The sequence below is a fragment of the Yoonia sp. 2307UL14-13 genome, assembly GCF_037572755.1.
In the GTDB taxonomy this organism is placed as follows: domain Bacteria; phylum Pseudomonadota; class Alphaproteobacteria; order Rhodobacterales; family Rhodobacteraceae; genus Yoonia.
The window spans coordinates 35,999-56,466 of sequence record NZ_JBBIFZ010000006.1; the positions used below are offsets into that span (position 1 = coordinate 35,999).

Below are 20,468 nucleotides of genomic sequence, written 5' to 3' on the forward strand. Positions count from 1 at the left end.
CCTTTTCTCAGGCAAAGGTGGCGCTATGCAGATCGCGGAATGTGAATTGCGGGGCGACGGCGGGATCATCCGGGATAAATGTCATCGTGATCGGATAATCGGGAAACAAGGGGATCGCATTGGTGCTGAACCGACCAGGCACATCCGACTCGACCGCGACAAACACCGCGAGCGCTTCAACCCGCAGCGTGATCTGCCAATCCGCGCCCTCTTGCGCGACCGCATGCTGCAAAGATGGGGGCTGCAGATCGTAATGCTTGAACGGATGCGGGGCAAACAAATCGCCGCCATGGATGCCATTCGGACCGGTCCAGTTGAACACCACCATCTCTTGATCGCCAACGGAATCCGAAGGCAAACGCATCGCCTCCACCGCCTGATCGGCCACATTGACCTGCGCCGCCCCCAGCGCACGGACCGATCCATCCATCCCGACGGCATGCGCCGTGACGTCCAACACGACCGCCTCGGGCAAGTCATTGACCGCACGCAGAATAATCTCATCGCCGTCCGGCACCGCCGTCACCAGAACCGGCGCATAGAACCGTTTCGCCATATGGTGCAGCAGTTTCCACTCACCATCATCATTCAGCGATGACCAGCTGCAAACGGGCCACGTATCGTTCAACTGCCAGATCAGCGTGCCCATGCAACGGGGCTTGAGGCTGCGCCAATGCGAAACGGCGGTTTTGATCGCAAGGCCCTGCTGAACCTGCGACAGATAGACGAAGTTCGCGAAATCCTTCGGCCAGCGGAAATAGCGAAACAGCGTCTCGGCAATGCGGGCGTTGCCGCCTTCGTTCTTCTGATGGCTCTCCAGAACGGGCGCCGCGATGTTCTGATCCTCCGCGCCAGCAAACCGGTTCACGGCGCGCATCGAAGGATAGCTTTGAAACCCGAATTCCGAGCAGAACCGCGGGCTTACGTCCCGGTAGTGCTCAAAGTCCCGCCCCTCGTGCCAGACCGACCAGAAATGCATGTCGCCCGATCCGTCCTCGTGCCAGGCATCGCCAAAATTCATGTACCCTTTCGTGGGCGAAGACGGCCACCAGTTGGCGTTTGGATCGGTCTGTTTCAACGCGACTTCAAGCGTGCGGTTCAGACGGTCATAATTCACCAAATACCGATCACGGTCTTTGCGAGAGCAGTCGTACCAATCCAATGCACCGACCAGTTCGTTGTCGCCACACCACAGCGCGAGGCAGGCATGGTGGTGAATTCTTGAAACGTTATCGATGGCTTCCGCCCGTACTTCATCCAGAAATGCATCATCGGACGGATAAAGATTGCAGGCGAACATGAAATCCTGCCAGACCATCAGACCCAGTTCATCGCAAAGGTCGTAGAACCAGTCATCCTCATACCTGCCACCGCCCCAGATGCGGATCATGTTCATGTTGGCGTCGACCGCGGATTGCAGCAAAGCCATTGTTTTCACTGGCGTAATCCGGCCCGCCAGTGCATCTGCCGGGATCCAGTTCGCGCCCTTGGCAAAGACATCGCGACCGTTCACCCGAAACTTGAAACCAAGGCCCACAGCATCCGTTTCGGTCACCAGTTCCATCTTGCGCAGACCGATGCGGCGCGTGGCCTTTGCCTTGGCAAAGGTCACTTCCAGGTCGTAAAGCGGCTGGTCCCCCTGCCCCGCAGGCCACCACAAACGGGGGTGTGCAATGCGTACAGACAGCGTACACACACCGTACACACAGCGTGCGCACACTTCCTGATCGGCGATCCGCGCGGTCACATCGCCATCCGGGCCAGTGACATGCACCGTCAGGGTCAGATCGACACCATCGTCATCATGATCCTGCGCGACCATGATCCGGTCGATGCGCGGCGCGTCAGAGGCTTCGATCGCCATCGTCCCGTAAATCCCGAACGGCGCCAGCGCGATGTTCCAGTCCCAGCCAAAATCGCAGGCCGGTTTGCGCAGCATGTTGCCGTTCGGGATCGGGCAATTAATGCCGTTGGGGATGTGGAATGGATGCGCGGCCAGCTTTTCCGCGCCGACGGCAACCGGCGAATGAAACGTCACGCTGATCGTATTCGTGCCGACCCGTGCGGCATCCGTCAATGCGACGCGATAATCCCGAAACGCATTCTCGGCCTGCAGGACAACCCGATCATTCACCTTGACCGTGACAACCGTATCGACGCCGGACAAAACCAGATCGACATCCGTTTCTGTCAGGTCAAACGTCCGCGTCGCCGTCCAATCGCGTTCGCAGATCCATCGCAGATCATACTCGTTCCGGCCCCAATAGGGATCGTTGATCAGCCCCGCCCGATGCAGCGCAGTGATCCCATCGGTCGGCATGTGCATGGGGCAGGTATATGCGCCACTATCGTCCGACAGTCGCCATTCACCCGCAAGGTTTACATGGGTCACAGGCGGTCCTCGGTCCCTTTGTCAAAAAGCGACGCGCGCGATGGGTCGATCCCGATGCGCAGGGTCTCGCCCGACCGGACAGAGGCCTGACCATCCATCCGCACACGAAACGCCTTACCCCCGAGGCTCGCATAGACAAGCGTGTCCGACCCCATGGGTTCGACCAGATCGATCTGCACATCGAATTGCAGCGGTGCCTTGTCGGCCAATTCACCGGTGATCACGTGTTCGGGCCGAATGCCGATGACGGCGGGCCTATCTACGGGCTGGCCTGCGAACGCATAACCATCCATCGGGATGGTCATACCATCTGCCTTAAAGGTCCCATCTTCCAGATGCCCTTCGATAAAGTTCATTGACGGGCTGCCGATAAAATCGGCGACATACAGATTGCGCGGCTGGTTATAGATCTGGTCCGGTGTGCCCAACTGCATGATGTTGCCGCCTTTCATGACGGCGATCCGATCCGCCAAGGTCATCGCCTCGACCTGATCATGGGTCACATAGATCATCGTGTTCTGCAGCTGGTTGTGCAGCCGCTTCAGTTCAACCCGCAGATCGACCCGCAGCTTGGCATCAAGGTTCGACAGGGGTTCATCGAACAAAAACACATCCACATCGCGCACCAGCGCCCGACCGATAGCGACCCGCTGCCGCTGGCCACCCGACAATGCACCGGGCTTACGATCCAAAAGCGGCTGAATCTGCAAAATCTCCGCTGCCCGCGCGACGCGCTTTTCGATCTCGGCCTTGGGGACCCGCGCGTTTTTGAGCCCGAATGACAAGTTCCCTTTCACAGTCATCTGCGGATACAGCGCGTAGGATTGGAACACCATGCCGATGCCGCGCTCGCTGGGCTCAGCCCATGTGACGTTCTTGCCTTTGATGAAGATCTGGCCATCCGTGACCTCAAGCAGGCCCGCGATACAATTCAGCAGCGTCGATTTCCCGCACCCGGATGATCCCAGCAAAACCAGAAACTCACCTTCATCGATGTTCAGGTTCAGATCTTGCAGTACCTTCACCGCCCCGAATGCAAGGTCGAGGTCTTTGATTTCAACGGAATGGGTCATCGTACTGGTATCTTCTCCTGTCGAGGTCGTGACGGGCGGTACATCGTCTGCGGATTTGACCAAACTGTGCAGAACCATCGTTTATCCTTTCACAGCGCCCGCGGCGATCCCGCGCACGAACAACTTGCCAGAGGCGAAATAGATGACCAACGGGACGAGCCCGGTCAGCAACGTCGCCGCCATGTTGACATTGTATTCCTTGATCCCCTGGACCGAGTTCACGATGTTATTCAGCTGCACGGTCATCGGGTAGGTCTGCGGCTTGGTATAGATCACGCCGAACAGGAAATCGTTCCAGATACCCGTCACCTGCAGGATGATCGCCACGACGAAAATCGGCAGCGCCATTGGCAGCATGATCCGGAAATAGATACCCCAGAACCCGGCGCCATCCACCCGGGCCGCCTTGAACAGTTCTTCCGGGACAGAGGTAAAGTAGTTGCGGAACAGCAGCGTCAGGATCGGCATCCCGAAAACTGTGTGCACCAGCACCAGCCCCCAAAGATCACCCATCAACCTGATCTCGCGCAGCATGATCACGATGGGATACAGCATCGTCTGATAGGGGATGAAGGCGCCGATGATGAGGATGGTAAAGAACACCTCGGACCCTTTGAACCGCCAGTTGGCCAACGCATAGCCATTCACCGAGGCAATCGCGATCGACAGCACGACCGACGGGATCAGGATCTGGACCGAATTCCAGAACCCTTTGGAAAGCCCCGTGCAGTCAAGGCCGGTGCAGGCTTGCGACCAGGCCTTGACCCACGGTTCGAACGTGATCTCCAGTGGGGGCCCAAAGACGTTGCCCATCCGGATTTCGGGCATGCCTTTCAAGGAGGTCACGATCATCACGTATAACGGGAGGAGATAGTAGACGCTGACAAGAAGGAGTGTGCCGTAGATAAAGATATTCGCGCGGCTGAACGCCTTTTTGGGTTTCGGGCCGCGGGCCTCGATAGCCGCAGGGGACATCAGGGATGCATCAGCCACGTTTCTTGCCTCCGAATTCAAGGTAAGCCCACGGGATCAGGATGATCACCACCGACACCAGCATCATGGTCGAGGCTGCAAAGCCCTGCCCAAGGTTCTGAGCGCGGAACATGTAGTTGATGACGTATTTCGCAGGCACCTCAGAGCTTAGCCCCGGCCCACCATTCGTCTGGGCGACCACAAGGTCATATAGTTTGATGATCCCGCTGGCGATCAGGACGAGGGCGGTGATGAAAACAGGCCGCATCATCGGGATGATGATCTGGACGTAGGTCTTGACTGTGCCGATCCCGTCAACGCGGGCGGCTTTCCAGATGTCTTCGTCAATACCGCGCAGACCGGCCAGCATGATGCACATGATCAGGCCCGACCCCTGCCAGATACCTGCGATCAGCAGGCCGAACATGACCGTATCGGGGTCGTTGAGCGGATTGAACGTGAAACTGTTCCAACCCCAATCCCGCACCACGCTCTGCAAGCCGAAATCGGGGTTGAGGATCCATTGCCAGGCAAGGCCGGTGACAACAAATGACAAGGCGAAAGGATAAAGGAAAATGGTGCGAAAGACGTTTTCGCCCCTGATCTTGCGGTCCAGCAGGGCGGCCAGCGTGAACCCGATCACCAGCGTCAGGATCAGGGAACAGACGCCATACAGCGCAAGGTTCTTGATCGAGATGATCCAGCGATCCGTCGTCCAAAGACGTTCATATTGATCAAGGCCGACCCAGTTGGTCTTGGGCAGCATGCGCGATCCGGTGAAGGAATAGACGATCGTCCAGGTCGTTCCGCCAACGAACACGACCAGGGCGGTCAGGATCATCGGGATCGACGCGACCTTGGCCATCAGGTTTCTGAACAACCGGTTCGGGCGTTTGGACGCGCTTGTCGAATGGTCCGAAATCACGGTCATCGTGTCGGCTCCGTTACGGGAAAGATGTCACGGTTTGGTTTGGTGCAGCGCAAAATAGCGCTGCACCACCTGCGAGTGGCCTTAATCGGCTGTCTCGATGATGCTGGCATAACGCTCTTGCGCGTCGGCGGCAGACATGTCGCTGGACCAGAATTCGGCCATCAGGTCCTCGATCTGGGTCTGCGTGTCGGCGGACAGGTTCATGTCACCTGATGGCATGATGCCACCTGCGGCCAGGATCTCCAGACCTTTCTGCATGCAATCGTTCGCTGCGGAAAGATCAACGTCGCCACGGACAGGAAGAGAGCCCTTGGCAAGGTTGAAGGATACCTGCACTTCGGGGCTAAGGAGCATGGCGGCGAATTCTTTCTGCGCCGCTTCGATCTCTGGATCGTCCTGAACGGGGAAATAGAACGCATCACCGCCGGTATCCAGGATTTCGTTCACGCCCAGACCGGGCAGGCAGGTATAGTCTTCGCCCGCGACCTGACCGGCCACCTGGAATTCACCTTGCGCCCAGTCACCCATGATCTGACCGCCGGCCTGACCGGTGATCACCATGTTGGTGGCCTGGTTCCAATCCTGCACGTTGGAATTGGCAGCCATTTCGCGGGCATCAACTGCCGCTTCGAACACGGCGGCATATTCCGGTCCGCGCGCTGCGTCTGCGTCCTTGTCGACGACAACCTTGCGCCATGCATCAAGCCCGGCAATCGCCACGGTCATGACGCCAAATGCACCGTTCTGCTGCCAGCCCTGCTGACCCATGGCCAGCGGGACAAGGTCCGCCTCTTCCAGCTTGGGCGCGGCGGCGGCGAATTCATCCCAATTCGCGGGCACATCGACGCCCGCCTTTTCAAAGGCGTCATGACTCAGCCAGATCCATTGCCAGGAATGGATGTTGACCGGCGCGCAGTAGATACGGCCATCCAGCGTACAGGCATCCAGCAGCGACGACGGGTTCACGATATCTTTCCAACCCTGCGCTTCGGCCACATCGGTCAGGTCCAAGAGCAAACCAGCTTCGATCAGTTCCTCTGCCTGACGACCATGGTTCAACTGCGTAGCACCCATCGGGTCACCGCCCAGGATACGGCTGATAATGATGGGGCGCGCTGTACCGCCGGAACCGGCGATCGCGCCATCGACCCACGTATTGCCTGTTGCATCCCAGGCTTCGGCGAATTTCGCGACGGCGGCGGCTTCACCGCCCGACGTCCACCAATGGGTCACCTCCAATTCCACGGCAGACACGGCGGACGCGCTGACCATGGCAGTCGCAGCAAGCAGTTTTGTTGTCAGTTTCACGATTCTCTCTCCCTGGTTCTAAATCGTTACAGAAAATCTATAACGATTTAGATTGACCTCGCAAGAAGTATTAAGCCAGTATGGGGAAAATCAGGATGTGGCCGCGATAAACATCCGTATTTGAAGCGATTTTCCAACAATCGCTGATATCCGAAGCAGGCGATGGACCTCGAAAACGGGTCAAAAAAACGGGAGCTTGGCACAAAATGTCGCAGCAAAAGGCACCACCGGAACATCCGTCCGACGGGCCAGCCAAAACCGAAAAGCCGACGCTGAAAACCATCGCCCGGATCAGCGGCCTTGCGGTGCCGACAGTCTCGCGCGCCTTGAACGACGCACCCGATATCGGCAGTGAAACCAAGAAACTGATCCGCCGCATCGCGACCGAAATCGGCTATGTGCCCAACCGGGCGGGCGTGCGCCTGCGCACCGGGCGGACCAACGTGATCAGCCTTGTCATGTCCACCGAACATGACCTGATGACCCACAATGCGCGCCTGATCGCCTCTGTCGCCAGCGGGCTGCGTAACACGCCGTTTCACATGATCATGACCCCGTTCTTCCCCGATCAGGACCGGATGGACCCGGTGCGTTACATCGTGGAAACCGGATCGGCGGATGCGGTGATCCTCAACCAGATCCAGCCTCAGGACCCCCGGGTCGCCTACCTGATGGACCGCAAATTCCCTTTCGCCACCCATGGCCGAACCGACTGGGCGGATCAGCACCCCTATTACGATTTCGACAATCGCGCCTTCGCCTACCTGGCCACGGACGAGCTGATCGGGCGCGGACGCAAGCACATCCTCGTCATCGCGCCGCCCCAGGCACAGAACTATGCCCTGCACATGATCGACGGCGCGCAAAACGCGGCCAAGGCGGGTCGGATCGGCTGCACGATCGCCAAAGGCATCACCAGCGACAGTGTCAGCGGAGAGATCGTGGATTTCATGATCGACATCTTGGGACGGCAAAGCGATATCGACGCGGTCCTCTGCGCCTCGACCTCATCAGCCATGGCCGCCGTGGCAGGGATCGAGAAATTCGGCGCAACCGTCGGACAAGAGGTCGACGTTTACGCGAAAGAGGCCGTACCGTTCCTCAAACTCTTCCGCGCCGACATCCTGACGATGTCCGAACAGGTGAACACAGCGGGCGAGTTTCTGGCTAAGGCGGCGATGCAAGCCGTGCGCCACCCCGATCTCGCCCCGATGCAGGAACTGGAAGTGCCGACGTCTGCAGGCGGTTGAGGTCCCGGTAGAGTCTCCGGTCACAAGGTCTGATTTTAGGCTTCCGCTTCTATCAATAGTTGCTCATCTATGAAATCACGAGTGTCGTCGCTCACTAAAAATCTTGGCGAACTTAGGTCCAGTATCTGCATATCCTCAGAAAGTTGATCATCCTGAGAAACGAGCGTCATAATACTCTTGCCGCCTTGGCGAAACGTATGTTGAAACAATAATGGCCATTTATTTAGACCTGATAGAAAGTAACGATCAGGTTCGGTGATGTTGCGAACCGTCTGAGTTTTGAAAGAGTCAACGCAGCTAATAATTAACGATGCTTTTCCGCCCCACGCCCTGTTCACCAGTAGAGTATCGGTCATGTAGCGCGCAAAAATTGCCATCGTTGGTTCATAAGTGCTACTCTTTTCAACTTCATCCAAATCATAGTAGCAGACAGCGTATGGGACTTTATGAAATAGACCGTCCCGAAGTACGGTTACTTCATACCATCCCCCGGACCGGAAGGAGTGGTACTCATAGGCACCAGCTTCTCCATGATAAAGGCGAATTAGTAGGTCCGTTGCTTCCGCATTAAGGATGTCACCATCCTCAGTTGGCCCTGTAGTCTGCTCGGCAAGGTGGTGAGCAGGATCCACAAAGTATCCACCAGAGCCAGCCTCCCATGTCACTACTCCCCCTAGATCAGTATGTATGCCTCCAGACCCAAAGAATTCGGTCTGGCCGTTCCTAAACCGGACGATAGCATAATCGACGCGGTCAAGTTGGTCTTTTGAATATTCCTGCTCGAGTAACTGCTCAATTTCTGTGAATGACTTACTAAAATGTGCTCTTAAAAACTTATATATTGATCGTGCAATGAGCATATTTCCTGCCCAGAGGTACAAGCATCGCCGATTGAACATCACCGTTTTTTGCGTATGCCCAACTGTTGCGTAACCGTGTTCTTGCACATTGTCTTCAGCGACCAACCACAACGGTTTGCCGTCAGTCCGAGGGCGATTACGGCTAAGCATAATATCAGAAATTATAGTGGCGCTGCTTTGACCTATAGAAGCGTATACTAATGTCATCTAAAAACTGGGGCTCAAATCAAGTTTTATCTTACGCCGTTGTAGCAGCCCCGATTAAATTGGACTTTTACTGTATGGCATCCATTTTTGACGGAAGTGTCAAACTCACCCCATCACCGCCCCGGAATAACCCCGCGCTTCTCGCCCTTGCCTTCCCAACTGTCCAAGGCCGCCACGGCCTCATCCGCTGTCTCGACGAACCGGAACAGTTTCAGATCATCCTCCGAAATCGTACCCGCATCCGCCAGCGCCTCCCAATCGATGATCTTTTCCCAGAACTCCCGCCCGAACAGCAGGAACGGCACCTGCGCCATGCGCCCCGTCTGGATCAGGGTCAGCGCCTCGAACAATTCGTCCAGCGTGCCGAACCCGCCGGGAAAGACGCAGACGGCCGAGGCGCGCATCAGGAAATGCATCTTGCGGATCGCGAAATAGTGGAAGTTGAAGCACAGATCGGGCGTCACATACGGGTTCGGGGCCTGCTCATGCGGCAGCACGATGTTCAACCCGATGGACCGGCCCCCGGCATCCTGTGCGCCGCGATTGCCGGCCTCCATCACGCCGGGGCCACCGCCGGTGACGATGACATCCTCGGTCCCGCCACCTTCCAGCGATGTCCGCGTCATCATCTCGGCAAAGCGCCGCGCCTCGTCGTAATACCGGCTGAGGTCGGCCAGCGTCTGCGTCCGCGCGCCATCCTTTTTGGCCGGTTCCGGGATACGCGCACCACCGAACAGCACGATGGTCGAGTTGATGCCCGCCTCGTTCAGGAACATCTCGGGCTTCAGCAATTCCAGCTGCAGACGCACGGGCCGCAATTCCTCGCGACACAAGAAATCCTCATCAGCAAAGGCCAGCGCATAGGATGGCGCGCGGGTTTGCGGGGTGTCGGGAATGTGGCTTGCCGCCTCGCGGTCCTGATGACTGTCACGAAACGGGTGGTGGCGGTTGTCTTGCATGGCGGGTCCTGTTTGTTTCGTGACAGCCTTGCCCGTCGGGCCACAGGATGCAATGGAATATGCAATCACCGAAAGGAGGCCGGATGCTGCAGGAAACCCCGATTTGCGACTTTGGCTGGTCCGCGCCCGACTTTGATCTGCCCACCCCCGAAGGCATCCGGCACAGCCGGGACAGCCTGATGGGTGAAAAGGGTCTGTTGATCGCGTTCATCTGCAACCACTGCCCCTATGTGGTCGCCGTAATCGACCGGCTGGCGAACGACATCAAAACACTCCGCGCCGAGGGCATCGGCGCCGCCTGCATCATGAGCAACGATTGGGACAGCCATCCCGCCGACAGCCCCGACAGGATGATCGTCTTCGCCGCACAACACGGGCTCGACGTGCCCTATCTGGTCGATGCCGACCAAAGCACCGCCCGCGCCTACAACGCCGTCTGCACACCAGATTTCTTCGGCTTCGACCGGACGGGCGGCCTGCAATATCGCGGACGGCTCGACGATGCGGGGATGAAAGACCCTGCGAACCGTGTCCCCGAACTGCTGGGCGCCATGCGCAAGGTGGCCGAGACCGGCACCGGCCCGACCACGCAGACCCCCTCCATGGGCTGTTCGATCAAATGGCGTTGAAACAGGCGCAATCGATCGGTTGTTTAATTCTCGGGGTCTTGTAACGTCCACTGGAATCGTGACGTTTGGTTGCGGCTATTCGCGGGTCACCGCAGACCTTTTGAAACATTGGGGATAAGCAGACATGGGATATACGGGTGTTCCTTACAATATAAAATCGGGCGATACACTTTGGGATATCGCGGCCCGAAAGTTGGGGGACCCCTACGCTTGGCCACGAATCTATGCCTTCAACAATCAACCCGATGTCGTGAATGCCGGCGCCAAAAAGATCGTCGATCCCGACCTCATCTATGCCGACGCGACGCTGATGCTGCCCATCGTTGCCGACAATCCGCCATTGCCTGTCTGCACCGACAAGTGCGGGGCCCCAAGCGGTAAGCTGAAAGATCAGATTCCGTCGATTCAGATGCCCATGTCGATCGCCTACGATCTGAAAGGGGACCCGCTCGTTCTGGACTATGGAACGTTCATCGCGCGTATCCGGCAGAAAGGACGCATTCTCGTGAATCCGGGCACGAAAGTGCCGTTGACCGGCGTCTTGAACGGCAGTTGGGAACTCGGCAGCAAGACGACCGCACAGACAAGCCTGTCGACGCTGGTGTCCAGCAACAAGGTCTCGTTCGACCCGACGACGAAAAGCATCAAGTTCACCAACAAGATGATCGTGTCGGCCAACAATATCAACGCTCCGAAAACCGCCGTTGGTATCGAATTCTCGTCCAGCACGGGCATGCCGGTGCTGAAAGCCGAAATCGCCTATCCAGAGCTGAAGGGAAAGATCGCGGGCGACTCTTTCTTCGCAGTGAATTACAAGATCGAGCTCGAGATCGAGCCAAAGTTGCCCAAGCCCGAACTGGTGCCGATCCCGGTCACATCACCAAGCTACAATCCCGCCCCCAGCCCGACCCGGGCACCCGAAACCGATTGGGGTGACGTTTTTCGAAAGGCCTCGACCGGGGCCTTGATCTTGGCGGGTATCATCACGGTGGCTTACGGTGCCAGCGTTTTCTTCTCGGGTGGGGCATCAGGCGTGGCTGCGCCCGCTTATGCAAGCACCATGACGGTGATATTGGTCGGGGCGACCGCGACGACGATCGCCGTCCAGCAATAGGTGACGGCCAAACGCCTTATTTTCGCCTCTGCCGCCGCGGCACTGATCGCCGCCGCGGCATTTGCCTGGGTAGAGTGGCGCATTTCGACCCTGACGACCAAACTGACGTCGTTGACCGGTGCCACGCTGACGACGACCTCCGTCGCCGAACTTGGCCTCGACCCGCGCATAGACGGGACGTCACCGTCGCGATGGCAGCTTGCACTGGCGCTTGGGGCCATTGATGATGCGTTGGCCGCCTATCCACCCGACACCTTCCGGCAGGTCCCACCCGGTCTGGCCATCGCGGGCGAATTGACGATATCCGGAACAAGGGTCGGCGGCACTGTACAACCACCCCTCTGGATCATTCTGGCGACCGACTATATCGTGCCGGGCCAACACGATGGCTTTGTCCAGCGTGCCTTTCATCATGAATATTCCAGCCTACTTGTCGCGTCATACCCGTTTCCCCGCGAACAGTGGTCGGCGCTGCTACCGGCGGATGTCAGCTTTCCAACCGATGACCGCGACAGATTGGCCGCAGCCACGACCTACGCGATCGACCTCCAGCCTTACTACAAAGCGGGGTTCGTTTCGGACTATGGCGCATCCAGCCTCGAGAACGACATCAACACCTATGCGGAACTTCTTCTGCATGCACCGGAAGACCTGGCACGCCTTGCCCGCGATCACGCGCTCATACGGCAAAAGGCCCTGCTGATCCGCCGCTACTACGAAGACATCGATCCCGCATTCGTATCCAAATTCACGGCAGCGGGGCTGGGCAGCGTTGATTGATCCCGGTCACTCCGCTAGACCGCGCCAAACTGCAATGACGGAGCCTGCCCATGTCCAATGCTGCCCTTGAAACCGCCATCGAATCCGCGTGGGAGGCCCGTGACACAATCAGCCCCACCACCACAGGCGAAACCCGCGAAGCGATCGAGGATACGCTGAACGCCCTCGACAGCGGCAGCCTGCGCGTGGCGGAAAAACAGGATGACGGCAAATGGCACGTCAACCAATGGGCCAAAAAGGCGGTGCTGCTGGGCTTCCGCATCAAGGACATGGAACAGCAGGACGGCGGCCCACAGGGCGGTGGCTGGTGGGACAAGGTCGATAGCAAATTCAAAGGCTGGGGCGATAACCAATGGCGGGCCGCCGGTTTCCGCGCGGTCCCCAGTTGCGTCGTCCGCAAATCCGCCTTCATCGCCCCCGGCGTCGTGCTGATGCCGTCCTTCGTGAACCTCGGTGCCTATGTGGACGAAGGCACGATGGTCGACACATGGGCGACCGTCGGCTCCTGCGCGCAGATCGGCAAGAACGTGCACCTGTCCGGCGGCGTCGGCATCGGCGGCGTGTTGGAGCCCATGCAGGCAGGCCCCACGATCATCGAAGACAACTGTTTCATCGGCGCAAGGTCCGAGGTTGTCGAAGGCTGCATCGTCCGCGAAGGATCGGTCCTTGGCATGGGTGTCTTCATCGGGCAATCGACCAAGATCGTGGACCGCGAAACCGGCGAGGTCATGTACGGCGAGGTTCCCCCCTATTCCGTCGTCGTCGCCGGATCGATGCCGTCCAAGAACGGGATCAGCCTCTACTGCGCGGTGATCGTGAAACGGGTGGATGAACGCACGCGATCAAAGACCGGGATCAACGAATTGCTGCGTGACTGAATGATCATCAGCCGGACGCTCGCGCGCAAGCGCATCGCGGCGGGCATCCGCCCGTCGTTCAAGGCGGCATGGTGGCCGGTGGCAGTGGACATCCTGATCATCGCCCTGATCCTCGCAGCACTCTTCCTGCCCGCGGTGACACTGACGATCATCATGCAACTGACGCTGTTCTGGCGGATCCTGTTGCTGATGATCGTGATCTACGCCCCCTTCCAGGTGGTGATCATCGTGTCCACCATCTGGGCGGTGAGGTCACGTTGGGAGGATACACCGGGTCAGAGGTGACGGACGTCGACGACCGCAACTTGGTGTTGGATTTAAGCCGGTCATTTAATGCTCCTCTGGCGAAACATCACCTCAGCCTCGCGAAAGAGCAGAAAAACGGTGTCTACAAATCAACCCGTTCGGGTCTGACGGCCTCACGACGGTTGCCCATCAGAGCTGAGAGCCATGCCCGCCAGGCGATCCGAATAGCTAGAGCACAATTCAGCTTCTAAAAACGCCGCTCTAATCCGACGTCAGCGTCGGGATCCCCATCACGATCTTGCCGCCATGGCCGGTGCTGTCGCCGATCCGCATGACGCCCTTGCCGTTGATCTTCACCTTCGACGAACCTTTGCTCATCTTGTCGGGGCCCGGCATGCCGGTGCACAGGCATTGACCGCCTTCGACGGCCAGCGGCAGCCCATTGAACTTCACGTGGCTCTGGCCCGCGCTTTGCACGGGGCCGCCCACATGCGGCTTGGGGCCCGGATCGATCTTGGGGCAGACATGCATCGACCCCAGCACGGCAATCGGTTTACCCATCATACATTCCCCAGCAATCAAACATCATGACCCCTTCATATCCTGAATCACCTCGTCGATCAAAGCCTGCGCATCCTCGGGCGATGGGGGCTTGATCCGCAACGGCTCACCCAAGGCGACCAGGTCGATGTTTTCCGACTGGAACTTGCCATCCACCACCTTGTGATGGGTCAGATGATGTGCGGGGTCGACCGTCTCGGCAAAGAACGCCTCAACCCCGCGGGAAAAGCGGGCGATCTGATCGTCGTCAAAGGCCGGGATATAGGTGTTGAAATGTTCAGGCCGGTAGAATTTGAAGAAATAGGTCTCGCCCTCTTCGTCCTCGATCTTGATGAATTTCTTCATCTGCACCTTGAGACGCATCAGCGGCAGGCGGGTATGGATGATGATGCCCCAATCATTGCCCAAGCCATCCTCGACAAACCAGTCCCAGGCATCGTCATAGCGCTTGACCTCAACCAGCCACGGGCCCACCTCGGCCAGTTGATCGAAAGCGTCACCATCGAACAGGCAGCGCGAGGGGCTGTTGAACGCCTCGATACAGACCGGGATATCCGGATCGACCGACGCATCCAGCATCAGATAGGCCTTCAACGGCAGCGTCTCGGTATCACCCGCCTCTTCCAGCGCGGCGGCATCGGCATCCAGCGGATCGAACACGGCGGCCTCGATCCCCAATTCCAGCGCCTCCTGTTCCGGCGGCGGCGAAATCGACGGCGGCAGGTCCAACGGCGGGTTGTCGGATGCGTCAGAGGTCATGGGGTCATCCTGTCTTTTCCTCGCCCTTGATAAACGCAATCAGCGGGGCTGCAAGATAGTGCGCGGCAACAACATTCGCATAAACTGCCAACACGCCACTTTCGATACGCCAGTTCTGGTTGGGCGTGCCGATCATCCGGGCAGCATATGCCAGATGGGCAGGTTTCTTCATCCATTGGGCTTGCGTCAGGTAGATCAAGACGTATTTCTGCCGAGAGACAGGTTTTTCAAAATCAAGTGCCTCTGCATCGTGCCATATCTGTTGCACGGTGTCGGCGATCGCTGCCCTTTGATCATCCGTCCCGTCAGCCAAGGCAGGCACCGCCTGCACCGCTTTGATCAAGGCCGACAGATGCGCATCATTCTGCAACGCAACGACGCGATCGAAATAGGCCTGATCCAACTTCATTCAGTCGTACCGGTATATGTCTGGACCAAAACGGATGCAGGCGGGATTGCAGCTGCAATGGCTTCGCCATCAACTGTTTCACCTTTCATTGCCGCAATCGGGTCGGCCTCGGCAATGTCTACCCAGTTTTGCCGGACGGCCTGCAATACCGCGTCTTGTTCGGCTTCGGGCAACGTGGTGACTCGTCGGGCCAGAAAAGCATTGAAAAGCACAGCATCGGTCAATTCGCTCAAACCGACGATGACCACGCTCTTGTCAAACTGATCTGTGCTGTAATAGTTGAAGCCGTAATAGGCATGTATTGCCAAATCCCAATCAGACAGCGCGACATCCGTAACGGCCTCTTGCAGTTTTTGTGTCCGGGCCGTGTTTTCGGCAACCACCTCTTCTTTGAAGTGATCGGACAATAATTGTGCCGTTTCCGGTTTCAAGCCCTCAACGGAAAGCGCATGTTGGAACTCTCCAAAGAATGCGCGCCAGGGGCCGACTTGATCAAGGCTCTCCAATTTCACAAGACTCTGCAGAAAAAGCGCGATTTCGCGGGACTTGGCTGGCGAAATTCTGGCGGCCAGCGCTTCATCAAGTCTTGTCTCAGCGGGTGCTGTCGTTTCACCCCATTGATAGGGTTCAAGCGCTGCTCGGGCAGCATCTCGTGCCTGCGGCAGGTACTCAGCTAAAACCGGGTAGTCTTCCCAGAACACTCCCAGACTATCCAAGGACAACCAAACGATGATCTCATGCATCTGTGACGGCGGGAACACGGCCTCGGTCTCGGGATAGTTCCAGATGTCAGTGGACATAATCGGCCTCCGCCTTGATCCGGGCCATCAATAGCATAACCAATCTGCGACCTGATCACCGGCAAGGTAACCCGCACCGCCGCCGCCGACGACACCGACTGATACACCGGCTGCCGTGCCGATCACACCGCCGCCGACAGTGCCTGGGCCAGGGGCGAACAGTGTTCCCGTTCCCGCACCGGTAAGCAATCCCTTGCCACCCATAACAAGCCCACCGCCAACGGCGCCGCCCAACGTGCCCCCGGCACGCAACCCGCCAACGCACACGGCCTGCGCTCCGTCGCGCAACCATTGCCCCCAGCTCCGCCCAGGCGGATCGGCGGCCATATTGGCTAAACCCGCAGGCCCCTGATAGTCGCCGGGCGCAACAACGGGCGGCGATCCATAGGCCAGATTGCGTGCGCCGCGCATGAAACGTTGCGCCGCTGGTTGGTCAGTGACTTTGTCACCGCAATCGTTGTCATCGTAGTCGTCGACCGCATCGCGCAAGCGACGATGTTGGCCGCGAATGGCCTCGTTATGGCCGTCCCACGTGCCGCTCAAACGGTGGCTTGCGCAACTGGCATGCGAACTCACCGTGTTCGTGGGCGTCTGACACCCGAACATCTGTTCACGCACGCGGGTCAGCAGCCCTTTGTCACCGCCTGATTCAGTGCTGTGCATCCGCCGTTGAATCTCTGTCAGCAGATCGTCGCAATCATTGCAATGGGTGCAGCTGTTGAAGGTGATCGCCACCGACTACTTGCCTTTACAATCCTGCACGAAAGCCTTGTCCGATTTCAGCGCGTCCACCTGGTCCGGCGCACCCGAGGTAAAGTCGACCTTGGGCGATTTCACCTTCAGATGCTTGGTCTTGATGGTGATCCCGGACTTGTCGATGATGATCGTGCCACCCGGTCCGGCGATGGTGAACTTGTCCTTGGCATGCAACACATGTTTGCGGGTGCGGCTGAAGATACTTTTCTTCGTCTCCAGCTCGTAATCCTCGCCCACCTTGGTCTTTTTCAGCTTCCCGACCGAGGTGGTCATGACGTTGCCCACAACCGTGTTCTTGGCCACGCCGATCTGTTCGGTGGCAGATTGGCCAATGGTATCCTTTTTATGCCGCTCGACCGTGGTGTTCATCGACCCGGTTTCAGGCATCAGCTTGCCCAAAAGCGCGGACATGATCGCGCCTTGCAGCAACTGCGCGGCACCACCGCCGCTGCGATGTTCGCCGCTGCCGGAAAAGGATTGCTTTTGCGCGATCGCGGCCAGCTCCTTGGGCATGTCCGCGACCCCGGCAACGCCACCGGCAAAGGTCATCACCGACCCGGGCGCACCGCCCTTTTGCGCGCCTTTCTTGAGGAACTTGCCCCCCGCCTGCACCAGCGGCATCAGCATCTGCAGCAGGCCGGCACTGCCCCCACCACCGACGGTGATGCTCTTGTTCGCGCCCACCCGCTCCATCATGTTGGCCGTAATGGCGGTGCTTGCATTGGCCCCGATATTTTCGATCCGGTTGGCGGCGATATTGGCGCTTTGGTCGTTCAAAACCCGGATCGTCTGATCCTTCTGGGCATGGATGGCCATGTTTTCCTGACCAGCCTCGGCCTCGAAACTGATCTCATTGAAACCGCTGCCCTGATGGGTATCGGCACGCATCACGTGTTTCGTCTTGTGCGCAGGCAGCTGATAAGGGCTGTCCGTGCCGCCGTTGAACACGCAGCCCGTGACCATCGGCTTGTCCGGGTCCCCTTCCAGGAATTCGACGACCGCCTCCATCCCGATCCGCGGGATGATCATGCCGCCCCACTCACCCGAGGCCGAGGTCTGCACGACCCGGCACCGCATGGAATTGGCGCCCGCCAGATCCCAATGGAACCGGACAAGGATGCGGCCATGTTCGTCACAATCGATCTCACCCTCGCCCACGACCATCGCGGTCTGGGGGCCGTGGATGATCGGGCGAGCTGTCTTGCGTTCCGGCGCATAGGGCGCGTCCAGCTCGGTCAGCACATATTCCCCGCGATAGGCCATCTCGTCGGTATCGGTATCACCACTGCCATAGCTGTCGGATGTATAGGAATGGCGGGCCATCAGGCAGACATAAGGCCCGGGCTTGACCACCGGGGCCTTCTGCTCTTTCGGGCCGACGATCATGCCGGAACTCAGCGTCGTGACGTTGCCCTGCACGCGGTGCCTGCGATCGCGGGATTGTTCCTGCGTCAGGCGCAGATTGCTCAGCGATTTACCGGCGCCCTGATCCGGATAATCACCGGGGTAATAATAGGATTCGATGGCACCATGGGCGTCATAACCGGGATCCCCTGCGCGATCGACCTCCATCGCTTTCTTCGGCGTCTTGAAGTTGAAATCGGCCATGCGGACCGCACCGGTGGTCAGACCACGACCGGCCTTCCATCCCCAGAAATGCTCTTCCTCCATGTTGTACTCACCCACCGCATTCACATAGGGCCGGGTCTGGCCCGACAGCGGGGTGAAATTCTCGGACATGTCGGTCATGACCAGCGTATGCCCGCCATCGGTATGGGTGAAATGATAGCTGATCCCGAACCGCTCCATCTGGCGGGTGATGAAATCCAGATCACTCTCGCCATACTGCACGGTGTATTCCAGCTCGGGGTAATTGCTGGCCAACCGGTTCTCGAACAACGGGTCAGAGGCGCCGCTCCAGTCGCCGAACACCTCTTCGATGATCTGCACGACGGTCTTGTTGTGGAAAATACGATGGTTCTTGCGCTGCCCGCACAGCCAGAACCAGGGGCGCAAGGTCAGACGATAAAGGTTCCCGTTGGTGCTGCCCCCCATATTCTCGGCCTCGGTCACGATGCCGTCGAAATGGCGGGTCTCACCGATCAGGGTTTCAAAGGCGATATTGGCATGGCTGCCGATCAGACCACCCAGGTCGATATCCGGCTCGAGCGAGATCGCCTCGACATAATAGGTGAACAGCGCATTGACCGCGTCCTCACCGTTAAAGCGCATGAGGGCGAGTGCGCTGTCGCCCAAATTCGTGGTCAGGCGACCGAAACGACCTGTCTGATCAAAGGAAATCGACATCTTTCAACCTCTGCGTTCTAGATGACTTTTTACCGGCGATCGCGGGAGGGGCCGCCAGCCAAGAGACAAACAATATTAAGCACGACTATCAAACCACGTCACCCCCACGTCAAGAGGCGGCAGGCAGGTTTCGCAGGGTGTGGCGCGGTCGCCTTTGGGGTGTGGGGGGGGACGGACGGTGCTGCAGCATGATGGGAGCGTGTGTCGCTGGCGTTGGATACTTCGGGCATGTCTGGTTTGAGCCCAAACCTACGCAATGCTGCACAACGCGCGAGGGTCAGGTTTCAATTTGTGCAGCAATAGCAGTGATCTCAATGAGCGATACATCGTCGCCCAAGTCAGCGCCAACGCATGCTCTTTGAGGCCAGTTATTTTCAGGCCCGATCCAATCACACCATACTTCGTCCATCGCTGGTTTCATTGTCATGTCGCTTAAGAACACTGTGACCTGAAGGAGCGCCTGTTTTCCGCTACCTACCTCGGATAGCTTAGTCTCCAGAAACCTTAGGCAGTTGCGAGTCTGCGCCTGAATTTCCTCTGCCGCGTCGGGATCGTAGGCGACTAGAAATGTCATCCCGTTGAAAGCTACAGCATCACTGCGACCGGGTGCATTGCTCGGAATACGTTTGATGTTCATGATTCTCGCCTAACCCGCTGATTTTCTCAATCAGTCTTAGCAGACATCTGGGTTTAAGGAACGAACGGCAGCAAAGCCCCGCAGAGCTGACCAAGGGCCACCAACACAAACACCAAATCACTCTCCCGAAGATCCCTTCCGCACCCTCAAACCGATAGGTCCCGGGTCAAGCCCGGGACGGCGCCACCACCAGGGACACCCGCCACGGGCTTGACGGGGCCACCCCTTCACCCGCCAAACACGCCGAAAGCAGAAGGGCATGCATTCGACGTCCCAGAAAGTTATCGGGCTTGGGCGCCCTACCCATCGCCAAGCTGAAAGTCCGCAGGTTTTTTGATACCTGTCACATACTGAAAAAAGTCAGCCGTCGTGCCGACTTTGGAAAATACGCCCACATTGTTTCGATGCCCATAATCGGCGGTTTGGTAGGTCACCACCTGAAACCGATAATATCCCACGGGCATTTCACCCTGCCAGCCAATGTGCAGCGGATAACGCCAGGTCCACGCGAAAAAGCCAACTGCCAATAGGAAAATCGTGGCAGTCGCAAGAATGAGGGACTTCATGGCATGACGACTCTCTGGCGCTTTCTACATTGCTCTATGTAAATGAAGACAGGTCATCAATCGCGGTTATCAGG

At 58.2% G+C, this 20,468-nt stretch carries 21 protein-coding genes; 6 read left to right on the forward strand and 15 right to left on the reverse strand.

Going from position 1 to position 20,468, the window contains the following annotated elements:
• Window positions 1–7: 7 nt before the first annotated feature.
• From V8J85_RS14605 to V8J85_RS14625, 5 genes are all read right to left on the reverse strand, one after another.
• Window positions 8–2,392, reverse strand: a complete 2,385-nt coding sequence (locus tag V8J85_RS14605; RefSeq protein WP_339954497.1) for a beta-mannosidase — start codon at window positions 2,390–2,392, stop codon at window positions 8–10.
• Window positions 2,389–3,465, reverse strand: coding sequence for an ABC transporter ATP-binding protein (locus V8J85_RS14610; protein ID WP_339954702.1), 1,077 nt, complete (start codon window positions 3,463–3,465; stop codon window positions 2,389–2,391). The genes V8J85_RS14605 and V8J85_RS14610 overlap by 4 nt, the downstream gene beginning before the upstream one ends.
• A gap of 81 nt (window positions 3,466–3,546) precedes the next feature.
• The gene (locus tag V8J85_RS14615) at window positions 3,547–4,440 is read right to left on the reverse strand and encodes a carbohydrate ABC transporter permease (protein ID WP_339954703.1); all 894 of its coding nucleotides are present in this window, start codon (window positions 4,438–4,440) and stop codon (window positions 3,547–3,549) included.
• A 10-nt stretch (window positions 4,441–4,450) separates the two neighbouring features.
• Window positions 4,451–5,368 carry a carbohydrate ABC transporter permease gene (locus V8J85_RS14620; RefSeq protein ID WP_339954498.1) on the reverse strand — a complete coding sequence of 306 codons (918 nt, stop codon included), beginning with the start codon at window positions 5,366–5,368 and terminating at the stop codon, window positions 4,451–4,453.
• An 81-nt stretch (window positions 5,369–5,449) separates the two neighbouring features.
• Window positions 5,450–6,676, reverse strand: coding sequence for an ABC transporter substrate-binding protein (locus V8J85_RS14625; protein ID WP_339954499.1), 1,227 nt, complete (start codon window positions 6,674–6,676; stop codon window positions 5,450–5,452).
• A gap of 206 nt (window positions 6,677–6,882) precedes the next feature.
• Here V8J85_RS14625 and V8J85_RS14630 point away from each other — a divergent pair, with 206 nt between their 5' ends.
• Entirely contained in the window at window positions 6,883–7,926 is a 1,044-nt protein-coding gene (locus V8J85_RS14630) for a LacI family transcriptional regulator (protein ID WP_339954500.1), read from the forward strand.
• A gap of 35 nt (window positions 7,927–7,961) precedes the next feature.
• Here V8J85_RS14630 and V8J85_RS14635 read toward each other — a convergent pair whose 3' ends face one another.
• Complete coding sequence (locus V8J85_RS14635; RefSeq protein ID WP_339954501.1) at window positions 7,962–8,993, reverse strand: hypothetical protein; 1,032 nt, start codon at window positions 8,991–8,993, stop codon at window positions 7,962–7,964.
• Window positions 8,994–9,106: 113 nt separating this feature from the next.
• Complete coding sequence (locus V8J85_RS14640; RefSeq protein ID WP_339954502.1) at window positions 9,107–9,952, reverse strand: LOG family protein; 846 nt, start codon at window positions 9,950–9,952, stop codon at window positions 9,107–9,109.
• Between the two features lie 83 nt (window positions 9,953–10,035).
• On the opposite strand from V8J85_RS14640, the gene V8J85_RS14645 reads away from it, so the two are divergent.
• From V8J85_RS14645 to V8J85_RS14665, 5 genes are all read left to right on the forward strand, one after another.
• Window positions 10,036–10,581, forward strand: coding sequence for a thioredoxin family protein (locus V8J85_RS14645; RefSeq protein ID WP_339954503.1), 546 nt, complete (start codon window positions 10,036–10,038; stop codon window positions 10,579–10,581).
• Between the two features lie 124 nt (window positions 10,582–10,705).
• Window positions 10,706–11,695, forward strand: a complete 990-nt coding sequence (locus V8J85_RS14650; RefSeq protein ID WP_339954504.1) for a LysM peptidoglycan-binding domain-containing protein — start codon at window positions 10,706–10,708, stop codon at window positions 11,693–11,695.
• Window positions 11,696–12,475 (forward strand): hypothetical protein, encoded by a 780-nt coding sequence (locus tag V8J85_RS14655; RefSeq protein ID WP_339954505.1) that lies wholly within the window; start codon window positions 11,696–11,698, stop codon window positions 12,473–12,475.
• A 50-nt stretch (window positions 12,476–12,525) separates the two neighbouring features.
• On the forward strand, window positions 12,526–13,353 hold the full coding sequence (gene dapD / locus V8J85_RS14660; protein ID WP_339954506.1) for a 2,3,4,5-tetrahydropyridine-2,6-dicarboxylate N-succinyltransferase: 828 nt from the start codon (window positions 12,526–12,528) through the stop codon (window positions 13,351–13,353).
• Complete coding sequence (locus V8J85_RS14665; RefSeq protein ID WP_339954507.1) at window positions 13,354–13,638, forward strand: hypothetical protein; 285 nt, start codon at window positions 13,354–13,356, stop codon at window positions 13,636–13,638.
• A gap of 222 nt (window positions 13,639–13,860) precedes the next feature.
• Here the strand turns inward: V8J85_RS14665 and V8J85_RS14670 are convergent, their stop codons facing one another.
• From V8J85_RS14670 to V8J85_RS14705, 8 genes are all read right to left on the reverse strand, one after another.
• A complete protein-coding gene (locus V8J85_RS14670) occupies window positions 13,861–14,163 on the reverse strand; it encodes a PAAR domain-containing protein (RefSeq protein ID WP_339954508.1) in 303 nt (100 codons plus the stop codon).
• Window positions 14,164–14,184: 21 nt separating this feature from the next.
• The gene (locus V8J85_RS14675) at window positions 14,185–14,919 is read right to left on the reverse strand and encodes a DUF4123 domain-containing protein (RefSeq protein ID WP_339954509.1); all 735 of its coding nucleotides are present in this window, start codon (window positions 14,917–14,919) and stop codon (window positions 14,185–14,187) included.
• Window positions 14,920–14,923: 4 nt separating this feature from the next.
• A complete protein-coding gene (locus V8J85_RS14680; RefSeq protein ID WP_339954510.1) occupies window positions 14,924–15,328 on the reverse strand; it encodes a hypothetical protein in 405 nt (134 codons plus the stop codon).
• The gene (locus tag V8J85_RS14685) at window positions 15,325–16,071 is read right to left on the reverse strand and encodes a hypothetical protein (RefSeq protein ID WP_339954511.1); all 747 of its coding nucleotides are present in this window, start codon (window positions 16,069–16,071) and stop codon (window positions 15,325–15,327) included. The genes V8J85_RS14680 and V8J85_RS14685 overlap by 4 nt, the downstream gene beginning before the upstream one ends.
• An 84-nt stretch (window positions 16,072–16,155) precedes the next feature.
• Entirely contained in the window at window positions 16,156–16,863 is a 708-nt protein-coding gene (locus V8J85_RS14690) for a hypothetical protein (protein WP_339954512.1), read from the reverse strand.
• 3 nt (window positions 16,864–16,866) lie between these two features.
• Window positions 16,867–19,191 (reverse strand): type VI secretion system Vgr family protein, encoded by a 2,325-nt coding sequence (locus V8J85_RS14695; protein ID WP_339954513.1) that lies wholly within the window; start codon window positions 19,189–19,191, stop codon window positions 16,867–16,869.
• Between the two features lie 277 nt (window positions 19,192–19,468).
• Complete coding sequence (locus V8J85_RS14700; RefSeq protein ID WP_339954514.1) at window positions 19,469–19,828, reverse strand: RidA family protein; 360 nt, start codon at window positions 19,826–19,828, stop codon at window positions 19,469–19,471.
• A 299-nt stretch (window positions 19,829–20,127) separates the two neighbouring features.
• Window positions 20,128–20,394 (reverse strand): hypothetical protein, encoded by a 267-nt coding sequence (locus V8J85_RS14705; protein WP_339954515.1) that lies wholly within the window; start codon window positions 20,392–20,394, stop codon window positions 20,128–20,130.
• Window positions 20,395–20,468 lie beyond the last annotated feature (74 nt).